Raw genomic sequence first — 17,063 nt, forward strand, 5'->3', positions numbered from 1 at the left:
AATTCATGACTGACACCCGCCAAGCCCGTTATCTCAACACCCCGGAAAGCGATACCGACCCCTCCGAAACAGCGGAGTGGCGCGAAGCGTTGACCGCGTTGCTGGCCTCACAAGGGCCCGAGCGCGCACGCTTCATGCTCGACGAGATGGCGCGGCTGGCACGGGGCCAGCGCATCGGCTGGCAGCCCGAGCTGAACACGCCCTACATCAACACCATCGCGGTCGAAGACCAGCCGGCCTTCCCCGGCGACCTCGCGGTGGAAGAGCGCCTGGCTTCGCTGATGCGCTGGAACGCGCTGGCCATGGTGGTGCGCGCCAACCAGGCGTATGGCGAACTCGGCGGCCACATCGCCAGCTACGCCAGCGCGGCCGACCTGTTCGAGACCGGCTTCAACCATTTCTTCAAAGCCGGCCGCGAGGGCGACCTGGTGTTCTTCCAGCCGCACAGCGCACCCGGCGTCTACGCGCGCGCCTTCCTCGAAGGCCGCCTGAGCGAAGCCGACCTGTTGCACTACCGCCAGGAGATCACCGCGCCGGCGAGCGGCGCGCGCGGCCTTTCCAGCTACCCGCACCCCTGGTTGATGCCGGACTTCTGGCAGTTCCCCACCGGCTCCATGGGCATCGGCCCCATCAGCTCGATCTACCACGCGCGCTTCATGCGCTACCTCACGCACCGGCAGTTGTTGAACTGCGAAGGCCGCAAAGTGTGGGGCGTGTTCGGCGACGGCGAGATGGACGAGCCCGAGAGCATGAGCGCGCTCACGCTGGCCGCGCGCGAGAAGCTGGACAACCTGGTCTGGGTGGTCAACTGCAACCTGCAGCGGCTGGACGGCCCGGTGCGTGGCAACGGCCGCATCATCGACGAGCTGGAAAAGCTGTTTGCCGGCGCGGGCTGGAACGTGATCAAACTCGTCTGGGGCAGCGACTGGGACGGCCTCTTCGCGCGCGACACCACCGGCGCCCTGGTGCGCGCCTTCGCCAACACGGTGGACGGCCAGATGCAGACCTTCGCCGCCAAGGACGGCCGCTTCAACCGCGACAACTTCTTCGGCCAGAACCCCGAGCTCGCGGCGCTGGCCCAGGGCATGACCGACGAGCAGATCGACCGCCTGAAGCGCGGCGGCCACGACCTGGTGAAGATCCACGCGGCGTACGCGGCCGCAGCGGCCCACACCGGCCAGCCCACCGTGATCCTGGCGCAGACCAAGAAGGGCTACGGCATGGGCGCGGCCGGCCAGGGCAAGATGACCACGCACAGCCAGAAGAAGTTCGACGAAGGCGACCTGATCGAATTCCGCAACCGCTTCAACCTGCCGCTGACCGATGAGCAGGCCAAGGGCCTGGCCTTCTTCAAACCCGCCGACGACAGCGCCGAGATGCGCTACCTGCGCGAGCACCGCGCGGCGCTCGGTGGCGCCATGCCACGGCGCGAGACGGCATGCGACGTGGTGCCGGTGCCCGCCATGGACGCCTACGCCAGCTTTGCGCTGAAGGCCGACGGCAAGGAGATGAGCACCACCATGGCCTTTGTGCGCATGCTGGGCACGCTGCTGAAAGACCCGGCGCTTGGGCCCCGCATCGTGCCCATCGTGGCCGACGAGGCGCGCACCTTTGGCATGGCCAACCTGTTCAAACAAGTGGGCATCTACAGCAGCGTGGGCCAGCGCTACGCGCCGGAAGACATCGGCTCGGTGCTGAGCTACCGCGAAGCGCTGGAAGGGCAGATTCTGGAAGAAGGCATCAGCGAGGCCGGCGCGCTGGCCAGCTGGACGGCGGCGGCCACCAGCTACAGCGTGCACGGCCTGGCCATGTTGCCGTTCTACATCTATTACTCCATGTTCGGCTTCCAGCGCGTGGGCGACGCGATCTGGGCCGCTGCCGACCAGCGCTCACGCGGCTTCCTGCTCGGCGCCACCTCGGGCCGCACCACGCTCGGCGGTGAAGGCCTGCAGCACCAGGACGGCAGCAGCCACCTGGTGGCGGCCACCATCCCCAACTGCAAGGCCTACGACCCGGCGTTCGCCGGCGAGCTGGCCGTGATCGTCGACGCCGGCATGCGCGAGATGCTGGTCGAGCAGAAGGACGTGTTTTATTACGTCACGCTCATGAACGAGAACTACGCCAACCCCGACCTGCCCGAGGGTGCGGCCGAGGGCGTGCTGAAGGGTGGCTACCACTTCGGCAGCTACGGGCCGCAGGGCGGGCAGCGGGTCACCCTGCTGGGCTCGGGCGCCATCCTCACCGAGGTGGTCCAGGCCGCGCAGCAACTGGCCGAACAAGGCGTGGGGGTGGACGTGTTCAGCATCACCAGCTGGAGCGAGCTGGCGCGCGACGGTGTGGCGCAGGAAGCCCCCGACGCCGACCCTGCCACCCATGCCAACCAGACCGATGCCTACGTGACGCGCCTGCTCGCCAACAGCGCCGGCCCCATCGTGGCCGCCACCGACTACGTGCGCGCCGTGCCCGAGAGCGTGCGCGCCTTCGTCCCCGAAGGCCGGCGCTATCTCACCCTGGGCACCGACGGCTTTGGCCGCAGCGACACGCGCGCAGCCCTGCGCTCGTACTTCCGCGTCGATGCCGCCAGCATCGCGGCAGCGGCGCTGGGGGCCTGCCGGTCCGGCGCGGCCTGAGCGTCATCGGGTTCTCGGTCTCGCCCAAGCGCTGCGGCCTGCCCACGCACGCCTTGGCGCGCGAGGTGCCGCGAATGAAACCTGCTGTTCACCTCAGGACTTCATGCAAGAAGAGCTTCATCAAACAATTCACCATTTGATGAACCCCGAACATGAAACATCTGCAGGCTTCATCAGTTTTCCGGGTGCTGGCAGGCCGACCGGCGGCCTCTTTTTCACACTAGGGAAACTCCCGATCTTTGCCTCTGAGGAACGGCCCTCCTGAGGCTTCCAGGCGCCGTGCCGCGGCGCGCGCTGGTACGTCCGTTGCGAAACCTGTTGCAGCCACCGTGTGGTGCGCATGAACGATCAACAGGAGCAAAACAATGGGTGTTTCCGAAAATCCGGTCTGGCTCGACAGCCGCCTCACGTCGGGCAAAGCCTTTGACGGCACATGGTCCACCACGCTCGCCAACGTGCGCGACGTGAAGGAGCCGGCCACCGGCCAGGTGCTCTCACAGGTGGGCATCGCCAGCGCGGCCGACATGCGCGCCGCCATCGGCCGTGCGCAAGCGGCGCAGCCCGCCTGGCCCGCCATGGGCCCGCGCGAACGCTCGGCCGTGTTCCACCGCGCCGCCGCGCTGTTCCAGCAGCATTTCGCCGAGCTGGCCCTGACCGTGGCCCGCGAAACCGGGGGCATCCTGCCCAAGGGCCAGCACGAGGTGAACGAGTCCATCACGCTGTGCCACCTCGCCGCCGGCCTGCCCATGCAGGCGCAGGGCCAGGTGTTGCCCAGCGCGGCCGGTCGCTTGTCCTTCGCGCGGCGTGTGCCGCACGGCGTAGTGGGCGTGATCTCGCCGTTCAACTTCCCGCTGATCCTGAGCCTGCGCGCGGTGGCCCCGGCGCTGGCGCTGGGCAACGCCGTGGTGCTCAAGCCCGACACGCGCACCCCCGTGAGCGGCGGTTTCATCATCGCCCGCGTGTTCGAAGAAGCCGGCCTGCCCCAGGGCCTGCTGCAGGTGTTGCCGGGCGACGCCGAAGCGGGCGAAGCGCTGGTGGTCGACCCGCGCGTGCCCATGATCGCCTTCACCGGCTCGCCCACCGTGGGCCGGCGCATCGGCGCGCTGGCCGGTGAACACCTGAAGAAGGTGTCGCTGGAGCTGGGCGGCGCCAACAACCTGATCGTGCTGGAAGACGCCGACCTGGACGCCGCCGCCAGCGCCGCCGCCTTCGGCGCCTGGTTCCACCAGGGCCAGATCTGCATGGCCTCCAACCGCATCCTGGTGCACGAGTCCATCGCCGAAGGCTTCAAGGCGCGCATGGTCGGCAAGGCCACGCACCTGCCGGTGGGCGACGGCGCCAGCGGCCAGGTGGCCCTGGGCCCGATGATCGACGCCAAGCAGTTGAAGCACTTCGACGACGTGATCAAGGACAGCGTCAAGCAGGGCGCCGTGCTCGAAGCCGGCGGCACCTACGAGGGCCTTTGCTACAAGCCCACCGTGCTCTCGGGCGTGAAGCCCGGCATCCGCTCGTTCGACGAGGAGCCCTTCGGCCCGGTGGTCAACCTGATCACCTTCAGCACCGACGACGAGGCCGTGCAACTGGCCAACACCAGCCAGGGTGGCCTGGCCGCCGCGGTGATCAGCCCCTCGATCAGCCGCGCCATGGCCATCGGCCAGCGCCTGCGTGCGGGCATGGTGCACATCAACGACCAGACCGTCTGCGACGAGTGCACCAACCCGTTTGGCGGCCCCGGCATCGGTGGCAACGGCGGCAGCGTGGGCGGCCCGGCCGACATCGACGAGTACACGCAGTGGCAGTGGATCACCGTCAAGGACGCACCGCCGCCGTTTCCGTTCTGACCCCGCCCCCCCAACAACAGGAGACAAGACCCATGCAACTCGCCAACAAAACCATCGTCGTCACCGGCTGCGGCTCGGGCATCGGTTCGGACTTCGCCAAGCTCGCCCGCCTGCAGGGCGCGCGCGTGATCGGCGTGGACCGCAACGACCCCATGCTCACGCTGGACGGCTTCGTGAAGATCGACCTCGGCGACCCCGCCGCCATCGACGCGGCCATGGCCCAGTTGCCCACGCACATCGACGCGCTGGCCAACATCGCCGGTGTGCCCGGCACGGCGCCCGCCGAACTCGTGGGCAGGGTCAACTACCTGGGCCTGCGCCACTTCACGCAGCGTGTGATGGAGCGCATGGGCGAAGGCGGCTCGGTGGTGAACATCGCCTCCATCCTGGGCGCCGAATGGCCGGCCCGGCTGGAACCGCACCGCGAACTGGGCGCCACCACCAGCTTCGAGGCCGGCGCCGCCTGGCTCGCGAAACACCCGGTGCCGCAAGCCACCTGCTACCAGTACTTCAAGGAAGCGCTGATCGTCTGGACCTACACCCAGTCGCAGAAGCAGTTTCTGGAGCGCGGCATCCGCATGAACTGCGTGGCCCCCGGCCCGGTGTTCACGCCCATCCTGGGCGACTTCGTGCAGATGCTGGGCAACGAGCGCGTGGAGAAAGACGCGCACCGCATGAAGCGCCCCGCCTTCAGCGACGAGGTGGCCCCGGTGATCGCCTTCCTGTGCAGCGACGCCTCGCGCTGGGTCAGCGGCATCAACCTGCCGGTCGATGGCGGCCTGGCCTCCACCTACATCTGATCCCCTAGAAAAACCAGGAGGCGTCCACGCCACGCCCCCGACCCATCCCCCCAACCACAACGAGGAGACAGCATGAAAAGAACCTTCACCCACCACCGGCGCCATGCGCTGGCCCTGGCCTGCAGCCTGGCCTGCGCGCTGCCCGCCTTCGCGATGGAGCTGGCGTCGAACGACCCCGACACCCAGATCCGCCTGGACTTCACGCCCAAATACAGCCTGGCCTACCGGCTCAAGGACCCCTCGGCGCTGCTCACCTCGCCGGCGGCACGCGGCGACGGTGGCGTGACCAACGAGAACGACGGCGACCTCAACTTCGGCAAAGGCGTGGTCTCCAACCGCCTCGATCTGCTGACCGAATTCGACTACAAGCGCGGCAACTGGGGCCTGCGCCTGAGCCACGCGGCCTGGTACGACTCGAAATACCTGAGCGCCAACGACAACGACGGCACGCTGGGCGTGAGCAACCAGCCAGGCCAGGCGGCCAACGCCTTCATCCCGGCCACGCGCAGCCAGCACGGCCGTGGCGGCGAGGTGCTGGACGCCTTCGTCTACGCCAAGGGTTCGGTGGGCGACATGCCCGGCTCGGTCCGCGTCGGCAAACACGCGCTGCAGTACGGCGAGAGCCTGTTCTTCGGCCAGAACGGCATCGCCAATGCCCAGGGCCCGGTGGACGTGGCCAAGGTCGTCTCGGTGCCCAACTGGCAGTTCAAGGAAGTGCTGCTGCCGGTGGAGCAGGTCTCGGGCAGCCTGCAGGTGGCCGAAGGCGTGACGCTGGGCGGCTACTACCAGCTCAAGTGGCGCCCCAGCAAGATCCCGGGCGCGGGCAGCTACTTCTCGAACCAGGACTACATCGGGGGTGGCCAGGTGTTCTTCGGCCCGCCGCTGCCGCCGGTGCTGGTGACCGACAACAGCAAGGACCAGCTCCCCCCCGACAGCGGGCAGTTCGGCGGGCAGCTGCGCTGGTCGCCCTCGGGCAGCGACTACGAGTTTGGTTTCTACGCCGCGCGCTACCACGAAAAGACGCCCGCCGTGCCGGTGTTCGATCTGGTCAACGGCAACGCGCACAAGGTCTATGCCACCGGCATCAAGACCGTGGGCGCCAGCGTCACGTCCTCCATCGGCCAGCTCAACTGGGCGCTCGAAGGCTCGGTGCGCACCGACGCGCCGCTGGCCAACGACCCCGCCGTGCTCGGCGGCGCGCCCTTCATGCCGCCGGTGGACTGCGACGGCTCCGCCGGCAACCCCTGCTACGCCACCGGCAAGACCGCGCACCTGAACCTCTCGGGCATCTACGTGCTGAACAAGTCCAGCCTGTGGGACGGCGGCGCCCTGGTGGCCGAACTGGCCTGGAACCGGCTCATGAGCGTGGACAAGAACCCGAGCGCCGTGGGCTTTGGCGGTCTGGACCCCAACACCACCCGCAGCGCCATGGCGTTTCGCATGATCTTCGAGCCGCAGTACTTCCAGGTGCTGCCGGGTCTGGACCTGTCGATCCCGATCGGCCTGGGCTACAACTTCGGCGGCCGCTCTTCGGCCATCTTCAACTTCGCCGGCGGCGCCAGCAAGGCGGGCGACGTCAGCGTGGGCATCAAGGCCAAGTACCAGAACGCCTGGAACGTCGGCCTGAACTACACGGCCTTCTTCGGCAAGGAAAACACCTTCACCGTGGCCGACCCGCGCACCCCCACGCGGATGCTGTCCTTTGGCCAGACCCTGAAAGACCGCAACTACCTGTCCTTCAACGTCTCCCGCACCTTCTGACCCACACCCGAGAAACACCATGAACCACAACGCAAAACACCCCTGGCTGCTGGCCGCGCTGCTGGCCGCCTCCCTGCCCGCACTGGCCGCCGTGACGGCGGAAGAAGCCGCCAAGCTCAAGTCCACGCTGACGCCGGTGGGCGCTGAGAAAGTCGGCAACAAGGCCGGCACCATCCCCGCCTGGGACGGCGGCCTGAGCAAGGCGCCCGCGGCCTACCGCAACGGCGACGTGCGCCCCGACCCCTTCGCCGCCGACAAGCCCCTGCTGTCGATCAGCGCGAAGAACATGGCCGAACACGCCGACAAGCTCACCGACGGCGTGCAGGCGCTGATGAAGAAGCACCCCGACTTCCGCATCGACGTCTACCCCACTCGGCGCAGCGCCGCCATGCCGCAGTTCGTCTACGACAACACCTTCCAGAACGCGACCCGCGCCAAGACCGTGGACGCGGGCCATGGCGTGGAAGGCGCCTACGGCGGCATTCCGTTCCCGATCCCCAAGGACGGCTACGAAGCGATCTGGAACCACCGCCTGGCCTGGCGCGGCGGCAACTACACCATGCCGGTGCGGGTCTGGGTGGTGACGGCCGACGGCAAACGCAACATGGCCTCGGGCGGTGTGCAGACCATCAACCAGGCCTTCTACGACAAGGCCGGCAGCGTGGACAAGTTCGACGGCTTCTACAGCTTCGGCAAGTTCGTGGCCAATGCCCCGGGCTCCAAGGCGGGTGAAGCGATCCTGGCGCACGAAGGCATCAACGCTTCGGCACCGCGCGGCCTGTGGCAGTACCTGGTGGGCCAGCGCCGCGTGCGCAAGGCCCCCTCGGTGGCCTACGACACGCCCGACTCCGTGACCTCCGGCATCGGCCTGTTCGACGAAGCCTTCAACCTGTTCGGCCCGATCGACAAACACGATCTGAAGCTGGTCGGCAAGAAGGAGATCTACATCCCCTACAACAACAACCGCGCCGCCGCCGCCAAGGTGGACGATCTGGTGACCCCGGGCACGCTCAACCCGGCCCAGGTGCGCTGGGAGCTGCACCGGGTGTGGGAAGTGGAGGCCACGCTGGCCGCGGGCAAACGCCACGTGGTGCCCAAGCGCAAGTACTACATCGACGAAGACTCGTGGCAGATCGTGCTGTTCGACGGCTGGGACGCCAAGGGCCAGCTCTGGCGCACCAACTACTCGCTGATGCTCACCGCGCCGGACATCCCGGCCGTGACCAGCTTCGTGCTCTGGGGCGGCTATGACATGCAGACCGGCGCCTACTACCTGAACATGGCGTCCAACGAACTGCCCAAGCAGTACGAAGTGAAGGAGCCGATCCCGCGCGCCTTCTTCAGCCCCGAGTCGCTGTCCAGCGAGGGTGGACGGTGATGACTCCCCCCCGAAGCGCCTTCGGCGCCTCCCCCCCAGGGGGGCGCCACCAGCGGCCCGGCGAAGCCGGTTCCGCGGTGGCCCTGGTAGCGGGTGCGCGCTCTGGCGTGTCGCGGAGATCGGCGCTGGTGGGGTTGGCCGGTGGCGCGGTGGCCGGGCTGCTGCCGCTGGGTGCGGTCGCCGCGTCGGCCCCCGCGGTGCTCTCGCGCCCGGCCCTGATCACCCCCAAGGCCCTGGGCGCTGCGATGCTCGCGGTCACGCGGGCCGGCGCCCGCCTGGTGGCCGTGGGCGAGCGCGGCACGGTGCTGCTGTCGGACGACCACGGCCAACACTGGCAGCAGGCGGCCGTGCCGGTACAGGTGACGCTGACCTGCGTGGCCTTCGCCGATGAGCGCCACGGCTGGGCCGCCGGCCACCTGGGCACCATCCTGCACAGCGACGACGGCGGCCAGACCTGGCGCAAGCAGCTCGACGGCATCGCCGCCGCCGCCAGCGTGGCCGAGGCCGCGCGCGCCTCGGGCGACGCCGCGGCCCTGGCCGATGCCCAGACCCTGGTGGACGAAGGCCCGGACAAACCCTTCTTCGACCTGAGCTTCATCGACACGCGGCGCGGCTTCGCCGCCGGCGCCTACGGCCTGCTGTTCGCCACGGTGGACGGTGGCCAGCACTGGCTACCGCTCTCGGCGCGGGCGGCCAACCCGCAGGGCCTGCACCTCTACGGCCTGCGCGCCACGGCCGGGCAACTGGTCGTGGCCGGCGAGCAGGGCCTGCTGATGCGCTCGCTCGATGGCGGCGCCAGCTTCTCGGCCCTGCCCTCGCCCTACAAGGGCAGCTTCCTCGGGCTGCTGCAGACCCCGGGGGGCCACCTGGTCGCCCACGGCCTGCGCGGCTCGGTCTACCGCGCCGGCCCCGACGCGGCGCGCTGGGAGCGGTTGGAGAGCCAGACCGGCGCCACGCTGGGCGCCAGCGCCGTGCTGCCCAACGGCGGTTTCGTGCTGGTCAGCCAGATCGGCGAGGTGCTGATCGCACCGCCCGACGCCGCTGCCCTGCGCCGCCTGCCGGTGCGCGAAGCCGTGCCCATCGCCGGTGCCGCCCTGGCCGCCGACGGCGCCCTGGTCCTGGCCAGCCTGCGCGGCATGCGCCGCCTGACCTCTTTGCCCACCGAGTGAACCCGTTCCCATGAACCACGATTCCCCCCTCGACGCCCAGCCCGTCGTCACGCGGCTGGAGGACTTTGACCCGGCATCGGGCACCGTCATCGAACGCGCCTTCTTCAACCACCGGCCCTGGGTGCTGCTGCTGAGCCTGTTGATCACCCTGGTGCTGGGCTGGCAGGCCACGCGGCTGCAGCTCAACGCCAGCTTCGAGAAGACCATTCCCACCGGCCACCCCTACATCGCCAACTACCTGGCGCACAAGGGCGACCTGGCCGGGCAGACCAACGCGCTGCGCCTGGTGGTACAGGCCAAGGAGGGCACGATCTTCGACCGGCAGTACCTGGAGACGCTGCAGAAGCTCAACGACGAGATCTTCCTGTTGCCCGGGGTGGACCGCCCGTTCATGAAGTCGCTCTGGACCTCCAACACGCGCTGGGTGGCCGTGACCGAAGAGGGCCTGGACGGCGGACCGGTGATCCCCGACGCCTTCGACGGCTCGCCGCAAAGCCTGGCCGAGCTGCGCGCCAACGTGGAGCGCTCGGGCGAGATCGGCCAGTTGGTGGCCGGCGACTTCAAGTCCAGCATCGTCTTCGTGCCCCTGCTCGACCGCAACCCCGAGACCGGCCAGGCGCTGGACTACGGCGAGCTCTCGCGCCAGATCGAGGCGCTGCGCGCGCGCTACGACAGCGACACGCTGCAGGTCCGCGTGATCGGCTTTGCCAAGGTGGTGGGCGACCTGATCGAAGGCCTGCAGCAGGTGCTGCTGTTCTTCCTGCTGGCGCTGCTCATCACCACCGCCCTGCTGTACGGCTACACGCGCTGCCGGCGCAGCACGGCGCTGGTGGTGGCGTGTTCGCTGGTGGCGGTGGTGTGGCAGTTCGGTCTGCTCGCCCTGCTGGGCTTCGAGCTCGACCCGTATTCGGTGCTGGTGCCCTTCCTGGTGTTCGCCATCGGCATGAGCCATGGCGCGCAGAAGATGAACGGCATCATGCAGGACATCGGGCGCGGCACGCACCGCGTGGTGGCCGCGCGCTACACCTTCCGGCGCCTGTTCGTGGCCGGGCTGACCGCCCTGCTGTGCGACGCCGTGGGCTTCGCGGTGCTGTTCATCATCCAGATCAAGGTGATCCAGGACCTGGCGCTGATCGCCAGCATCGGCGTGGCGATGCTGATCGTCACCAACCTCTTGCTGCTGCCCATCCTGCTGTCCTATGTGGGCGTGAGCCCCAAGGCGGCCGAGCGCAGCCTGCGCGCGGACTCGGCGCAGGCCCTGCAGAAGTCGCGCCTGTGGTCGGGCCTGACCCGCTTCACCCAGCGGCCCGCCGCCACCCTCGCGGTGGCCACGGGCGCGCTGCTGGCGGTGGCGGGCTTCGCGGTGAGCCTGCACCTGTCCATCGGCGACCTCGACCCGGGCGCGCCCGAGTTGCGCCCGGACTCGCGCTACAACCAGGACAGCGCCTACCTGATCTCGCACTACGCGGCCAGCACCGACATCCTGACCGTGATGGCCACCACGCCACCCGACCGTTGCACCAGCTACCCGGCGCTGTCCACGCTGGACGCGCTGGCCTGGCGGCTGGAGCAACTGCCCGGCGTGGAGTCCACCAACTCCATGGCCACGCTGTCCAAGCTGGCCATGGTGGGCTACAACGAAGGGCACCTGAAGTGGTTCGAGCTGCTGCCCAACGAAAGCGCCCTGGGCGGTGTGCAGACCCGCGCGCCGCGCGAGCTGTTCAACCAGAGCTGCTCGTTCCTGGCGCTCTACGTCTACCTGAAGGACCACAAGGCCGAAACCCTGGAGCGCGTGGTGGCCGAGGTGGAGCGCTTCAAGGCCGAGCACGACTCGCCCGAGCTGACATTCAAGCTCGCCGCCGGCAGCGCCGGCATCGACGCAGCGACCAACATCGTGGTGAAGCAGGCCATGCGCGAGATGCTGCTGTGGGTCTATGCCGCGGTGGTGCTGCTGTGCTGGATCACCTTCCGCTCCTGGCGCGCGGTGATCGTGGCGGTGCTGCCGCTCATGCTCACCTCCATCCTGTGCGAAGCGCTGATGGTGGGCTTGGGCATGGGCGTGAAGGTGGCCACGCTGCCGGTGATCGCGCTGGGCGTGGGCATCGGTGTGGACTACGCGCTCTACGTGCTCAGCGTCACGCTCACCCGCCTGCGCGCGGGCGCCAGCCTGGCCGAGGCCTACACCCACGCGCTGCAGTTCACCGGCCGCGTGGTGATGCTCACCGGCGTCACGCTGGCGCTGGCCGTGGGCACCTGGGCCTTCTCGCCCATCAAGTTCCAGGCCGACATGGGCATCCTGCTGGCCTTCATGTTCGTCTGGAACATGGTGGGCGCGCTGGTGCTGCTGCCCGCGCTGGCGCACTTCCTGTTGCCCGCCGTGCCCCGCAACGACCCCGCCGAAAACCCCGCGAACGCCAGCGCGCCCTCCCTCGTCACGGCGGCCGGCCAAGGCACCTGAACGGCTCCACCCACCCCATCTCTGAAAGTTCACCCCATGAACCTTGAAGCCAGCATCGACGTCCAGGGCGTGTCCATCCGCTACCGCGACAGCGGTGGTCCAGGCATGCCCATCCTCCTGACCCACGGCATCGGGGGCTCGCTGGAGCTGTGGGGTTCGCAATTCAGCGAAGACCTTCAGGCCCACCGCCTGATCGCCTGGGACATGCCGGGTCACGGCCTGTCCGGCATGGGCGAGCAGCCCTACGACCCCGACAAGTTCGCGCGCTTTGCGTGGCAGTTCCTGGACGCCCTGGACATCCAGCGCGTGGTGCTCGCGGGCAACTCGCTCGGCGCGGCCGTCTCGGTGCGCATGGCCGGTCTCGCCCCGGACCGGGTGGCCGGCCTGGCACTGGCCAACGCCGCCACCCTCGGGCGCGACGTGTTCGCGCCCTTCCGGATCATGACGCTGCCGGTGCTCGGCGAGCTGATGAACAAGCCCGGCCCGACGGCGGTGGAGCGCCAGATCCAGGCCATTTTTCACAACCGTGGCGTGGCCACCGCCCCCATCCGTGAAGCCATCACCCGCAACGTCCACAAGCCCGGCGGCGTCAAGGCTTTCCTGGCCACGCTGCGCCGCATGTCCGATCTGGGTGGGCAGAACACACAAGGCGTCTCGCGCACGCTGGGCGTGTTGAGAGCGGTCCAGGTGCCCGTGCTGTTCGTGCACGGAAAACACGACACGGTGGTGCCTCTGCAGCACTCCGTTGCCGCCCACGCCGTCACGCCCGGTTCGACGCTCCTGGTGCTGGAAGACTGCGGACACACCCCCCAGCTGGAGAAGCCGACCGAATTCAATCGTTCGCTGAGCCGCTTGGCGAGCGCCTGCGTTTGACGGCAAACCACGGCCCTCGGGCCCCAGCTGCAAGGCAGCGCCCCACCCCGAACCGGCGCCGGTCCGCGCGCCCCAGCGTCCTTCGCCCATGCCCACGCACCACCTGCTCCGCTTCGTGATCGGTCTCGTGCTGGCCGCCCAGGCCGGTCTGGCCATGCCGGCCGGGGCCATCGTCATCGGCCAGTCGCTGCCGCTCACCGGCAGCGGCTTTCCGGTGGCCAACCGGGTGCTGGCGGGCGCCAAGGCGTACGTGGAACGCTTCAACGCCAGCGGCGGCCTGCAGGGCCGGCCCCTGGAGCTGGTGACGCTGGACGACGGCGGCGACCCGGGCCGCCACGCGGCCAACCTGCGCAGCCTGGCCCGCCAGCACCGCGCGGTGGCCGTGCTCAACTGCCTGGGCGAAAGCGCCTGCCAGGCCGCCGCCGAGGCCACGCGTGAACTGCGCCTGCCGCTGGTCGGCCCGATGTCGGGCGCGCTGGCGCTGCGCTCGCCCACGCTCCCGCAGGTGTTCAGCCTGCGCCCGGACGACGCGCGCGAAACGGGCGCGCTCGCGCAGCAGCTGCAATCCATCGGCATCACACGCGCCCTGCTGCTGAGCGACGGCGCGGAACCGGCGCGCGGCGCGGCGCTGGCCCAGGCCCTGGAGCGCTCGGGCATCCGGCTGCAGCGCACCACGGTCGATGGCACGGCGGACGCCATCGCGGGCGCCTTGCAGCGCATGGTGCCCGGCGCGCAGCAGGCGCTGGTGATCCACCTCGGCCTCAACGGGCAGGACGCGCTGGGCCGGCTGGACGCCAGCCAGTTCACGGGGGTGCCCGGCACCATCGCCACCCTGTCGTCGGCCGGGTTGACCCACATGACGCGGCTGTTTCCCGGCCGGCTGATCGGCTACACCAGCGTGGTGCCCAACCCGGAGACGCCCCAGTTGCCGGTGGTGCGCGAGTTCCTGCGCGACGCCGATGCCTTCATCGGCCCCGAAGCGGTCACCTTCGAAGGGCTGGAGGCTTACCTCAACCTGCGCCTGCTGGCCGAAGCCCTGCGCCGGGCCGGCCCCTCGGCCGACAGCGCCCGGCTCGCGCAGAGCCTGGAGGCCCTGGGCGCGTTCGACATGGGCGGTTTTCGCCTGCGCTTCGGCCCCGACCAGCACCACGGTTCGGAGTTCGTCGAGGTCGGCCTGCGCGCACGCGACGGCCGCCTGCTGCGCTGACCGCCCCTTGCGTCTTCACACCCCGACCTCTTTGTCATACCCACAACAGGAGACCCCATGACCGTCACCACCACGCTCCCGCGCGCGCCCATGGACCCCGGCCTCGCCGGCTTTCTGGCCCAGGCCGCCGCGCAGGGCAACCCGCCGCTGGAGGCGCTGCCGCCCGCGGTCGGGCGCCAGATCTACCGCGACCTCGCCGCGGGCCTGGGGCTGCCGCCGCCGGTGGTCGCCACGGAAGACCGCAGCATCGCAGGCCCCGGCGGGCCGCTCAAGCTGCGCATCTACCACCCCGACGCCCCCGGGCCGCTGCCCGCGCTGTTGTACGTGCACGGCGGCGGCTACGTGATCGGCGACCTGGAAACGCACGACGCGGTGTGCCGCGGCCTGTGCCACCAGGTGGGCGCCGTGGTGGTGGCGGTGGACTACCGGCTCGCGCCCGAGCACCCGTTTCCCGCCGCCGTAGACGACGTGGTCTGCGTGCTGCAGTGGCTGGCAACGCACGTGAAAGAACTGCGTGCCGACCCGTCGCGCATCGCCGTGGCGGGCGACAGCGCGGGGGCCCAGCTGGCCGCCACGGCCTGCCTGCGCACCGCCGGCGCGATCACGCCGCGCGCCCTGGGCCTGATCTACCCGGTGGCGCAGCACCACAGCGAGCCCAGCGCCTCGATGGCGGAAAACGGCGAGGGCAAGTTCCTCACCCACGGTGTGATGCGGTGGTTCATCGGCTGCTACCTGGACGGCCGCAGCGAACTCAGCCGGCACCCGGACTTCGCCCTGCTGAGCGCGCCCACACTGGCCACGCTGCCGCCCAGCTGGGTCGCCACCATGGGCCACGACCCGCTGCGCGACGAAGGCCACGCGCTGGCGCAGCGCATCGAGCAGGCGGGCGTGGCCACCGAGCACCGCCACTACCCCAGCGCCATCCACGCCTGCATCCACTTCACCGCCGTGTCGCCGGTGGGCGCCCAAGTGGTGGCCGATCTCGCGGGCTGGCTGCGCGCGCGGCTGTCGTGACACACCCGGGGCCCTCCCGCACAAGACGGCGGCGCCCACCGACTGGGCACAACGCCAGGCCTGCAGGCGACTCCCGACAGCGCAGCTTTATCCGACTTGCGCAACCAGGCCCTGCTGGGGCGCAAACCGGAAGGCGGCGACCGTCTGCACCAGGTCGTCAGCCTGGCTCTTGAGGCTGCTCGCGGCCGATGCGATCTGTTCCACCATGGCCGCGTTTTGTTGGGTGTTCTGGTCCATCTGGGTGACGGCTTCGCTGACCTGACCCACCGCGCTGCTTTGCTCGGTGCTGGCCGCACTGATCTCGGCCACGATGTCGGTCACGTGGCGGATGCTCTGCACCACGTCCTGCATGGTGCTGCGCGCGCGATCCACCAGGGCCGAACCCTGTTCCACACGGACCACGCTGTCAGAGATCAGGGTCTTGATTTCTTTCGCCGCTTCGGCGCTGCGCCCGGCCAGCAGGCGCACTTCACCCGCCACCACCGCAAAGCCCCGGCCCTGTTCACCAGCGCGCGCGGCTTCCACCGCCGCATTGAGCGCCAGGATGTTGGTCTGAAAAGCGATGCCATCGATCACGGAGATGATGTCGGAGATCTTCTGGCTGGAGGTGTGGATGGCCTTCATGTTGTCCACCACCTGACCGACCACCTCACCCCCCAGGACCGCCACCGACGAAGCGCTTTGTGCCAGCGAGTTGGCCTGGCGCGCGTTGTCGGCGTTCTGGCGCACGGTGGAGCCCAATTCTTCCATGCTGGCCGCCGTCTGCTCCAGCGCGCTGGCCTGGCTTTCGGTGCGGCCGCTGAGGTCGTGGTTGCCCTGTGCAATTTCGGTGCTGGCCATGGCCACCGACTCGCTGCCCTGGCGCACGCGGCTGACGATGCCGGCCATGTTGTCACGCATGGAGCGCAGGCTGTGCATGAGGCTGTGGTGGTCGCCGGCGCGAATCGGCACCTCCACCGCCAGATCGCCCTGGGCAATGCGTTCGGTGATGGCGCTGGCCAATGCCGGCTCACCGCCGAGCTGCCGCACGATGCTGCGCGACATGAGCAGGCCGATGCCCAGCAGAACCAGGGCCATCGCAAGCGCGCTCAGGCCCATCTTCAAGGTGCGGTCCCAGATGGTGGCGGTCACGGTGTCCACATACACGCCCGAACCGATCACCCAGCCCCAGGGCGCAAAGCCCTTCACATACGAGACCTTCTGCACCGGGTTTTCGCTGCCGGGTTTGGGCCACATGTAGGGCACGTAGCCGGCACCGCCCTTTTTCACCGTGTCCACGAACTCGCGGAACAGGAAGGTGCCTTCGGGGTCTTTGTTCTCGCTCAGGTCCTTGCCTTCGAGTTCGGGGCGGATCGGGTGCATGACCATCACGGGCGTCATGTCGTTGATCCAGAAATACTCCACTTCGCTGTAGCGCAGTGCACGGATGGCAGCCAGCGCCTGGGCCTTGGCATCGGCTTCACTCAGGCCGCCCTTGGCTGAGAGGCTGTGGTAGTGCGTGATCAGGCCATGGGCGGTCTCCACGGTCTGGCGCACGCCGCTTTGGCGCTCTTCCATGATCAGCGCCCGCTCCGACGTGAGGAACAGGGCCAGCAGGATGACCAGGCCCATGACGGCGCTGGCGACCAGAATGAAAAGGCGTCGCGAGACGCTCAGGGTTGTCAGCTGGAACATGGTGGGTCCTGACGAAGAGAGGCGCCAAATGCGCAGGTAATGGGATCCATATGGGGCGATGCGATCCGCAACGCATCCTGAAAAATGGCGAAGCGAGCTCTAACTATCGGCCGATCGGGCGCAATCTGTACGCTCAAAGCGAGCCGGATTTCGCCGCCAATTCGCGGCTTCGGCCGGGGGCCACCACTGGCGGTGCCGGCCCTTGCCTGTCGGCACCGAGCCGGGTATGGCGGCCCATCGAGCCTCAAGAAGGGCCCA

The 17,063-nt window shown here is 69.1% G+C and carries 11 protein-coding genes; 10 read left to right on the top strand and 1 reads right to left on the bottom strand.

Annotated elements, in window-relative coordinates:
• Positions 1–5: 5 nt before the first annotated feature.
• From mdeB to KIH07_RS24435, 10 genes are all read left to right on the top strand, one after another.
• Entirely contained in the window at positions 6–2,630 is a 2,625-nt protein-coding gene (mdeB, locus tag KIH07_RS24390) for an alpha-ketoglutarate dehydrogenase (RefSeq protein WP_226494432.1), read from the top strand.
• 365 nt (positions 2,631–2,995) lie between these two features.
• Entirely contained in the window at positions 2,996–4,471 is a 1,476-nt protein-coding gene (locus KIH07_RS24395) for a benzaldehyde dehydrogenase (RefSeq protein WP_226494433.1), read from the top strand.
• A gap of 32 nt (positions 4,472–4,503) precedes the next feature.
• Complete coding sequence (locus KIH07_RS24400; protein ID WP_226494434.1) at positions 4,504–5,271, top strand: coniferyl-alcohol dehydrogenase; 768 nt, start codon at positions 4,504–4,506, stop codon at positions 5,269–5,271.
• A gap of 72 nt (positions 5,272–5,343) precedes the next feature.
• Positions 5,344–7,032, top strand: coding sequence for a DUF1302 domain-containing protein (locus KIH07_RS24405; protein ID WP_226494435.1), 1,689 nt, complete (start codon positions 5,344–5,346; stop codon positions 7,030–7,032).
• Positions 7,033–7,051: 19 nt separating this feature from the next.
• Positions 7,052–8,410, top strand: a complete 1,359-nt coding sequence (locus KIH07_RS24410; RefSeq protein WP_226494436.1) for a DUF1329 domain-containing protein — start codon at positions 7,052–7,054, stop codon at positions 8,408–8,410.
• Positions 8,411–8,517: 107 nt separating this feature from the next.
• The gene (locus tag KIH07_RS24415; protein ID WP_226494437.1) at positions 8,518–9,579 is read left to right on the top strand and encodes a WD40/YVTN/BNR-like repeat-containing protein; all 1,062 of its coding nucleotides are present in this window, start codon (positions 8,518–8,520) and stop codon (positions 9,577–9,579) included.
• Between the two features lie 10 nt (positions 9,580–9,589).
• Entirely contained in the window at positions 9,590–12,037 is a 2,448-nt protein-coding gene (locus tag KIH07_RS24420; protein WP_226494438.1) for an efflux RND transporter permease subunit, read from the top strand.
• Between the two features lie 36 nt (positions 12,038–12,073).
• Entirely contained in the window at positions 12,074–12,910 is an 837-nt protein-coding gene (locus KIH07_RS24425) for an alpha/beta fold hydrolase (RefSeq protein ID WP_226494439.1), read from the top strand.
• Between the two features lie 88 nt (positions 12,911–12,998).
• Positions 12,999–14,117, top strand: coding sequence for an ABC transporter substrate-binding protein (locus KIH07_RS24430; RefSeq protein WP_226494440.1), 1,119 nt, complete (start codon positions 12,999–13,001; stop codon positions 14,115–14,117).
• A 57-nt stretch (positions 14,118–14,174) separates the two neighbouring features.
• Positions 14,175–15,131, top strand: a complete 957-nt coding sequence (locus tag KIH07_RS24435) for an alpha/beta hydrolase (RefSeq protein ID WP_226494441.1) — start codon at positions 14,175–14,177, stop codon at positions 15,129–15,131.
• An 87-nt stretch (positions 15,132–15,218) separates the two neighbouring features.
• On the opposite strand, the gene KIH07_RS24440 is transcribed toward KIH07_RS24435, so the two are convergent.
• The gene (locus KIH07_RS24440; protein WP_226494442.1) at positions 15,219–16,805 is read right to left on the bottom strand and encodes a methyl-accepting chemotaxis protein; all 1,587 of its coding nucleotides are present in this window, start codon (positions 16,803–16,805) and stop codon (positions 15,219–15,221) included.
• Positions 16,806–17,063 lie beyond the last annotated feature (258 nt).

The sequence above is a fragment of the Hydrogenophaga taeniospiralis genome (assembly GCF_020510445.1).
Taxonomy (GTDB): domain Bacteria; phylum Pseudomonadota; class Gammaproteobacteria; order Burkholderiales; family Burkholderiaceae_C; genus Hydrogenophaga.

Coding starts and splice junctions, on each gene's coding strand:
- mdeB (WP_226494432.1), top strand. CDS start 6: ATGACTGACACCCGCCAAGCCCGTTATCTCAACACCCCGGAAAGCGAT.
- KIH07_RS24395 (WP_226494433.1), top strand. CDS start 2,996: ATGGGTGTTTCCGAAAATCCGGTCTGGCTCGACAGCCGCCTCACGTCG.
- KIH07_RS24400 (WP_226494434.1), top strand. CDS start 4,504: ATGCAACTCGCCAACAAAACCATCGTCGTCACCGGCTGCGGCTCGGGC.
- KIH07_RS24405 (WP_226494435.1), top strand. CDS start 5,344: ATGAAAAGAACCTTCACCCACCACCGGCGCCATGCGCTGGCCCTGGCC.
- KIH07_RS24410 (WP_226494436.1), top strand. CDS start 7,052: ATGAACCACAACGCAAAACACCCCTGGCTGCTGGCCGCGCTGCTGGCC.
- KIH07_RS24420 (WP_226494438.1), top strand. CDS start 9,590: ATGAACCACGATTCCCCCCTCGACGCCCAGCCCGTCGTCACGCGGCTG.
- KIH07_RS24425 (WP_226494439.1), top strand. CDS start 12,074: ATGAACCTTGAAGCCAGCATCGACGTCCAGGGCGTGTCCATCCGCTAC.
- KIH07_RS24430 (WP_226494440.1), top strand. CDS start 12,999: ATGCCCACGCACCACCTGCTCCGCTTCGTGATCGGTCTCGTGCTGGCC.
- KIH07_RS24435 (WP_226494441.1), top strand. CDS start 14,175: ATGACCGTCACCACCACGCTCCCGCGCGCGCCCATGGACCCCGGCCTC.
- KIH07_RS24440 (WP_226494442.1), bottom strand. CDS start 16,805: ATGTTCCAGCTGACAACCCTGAGCGTCTCGCGACGCCTTTTCATTCTG.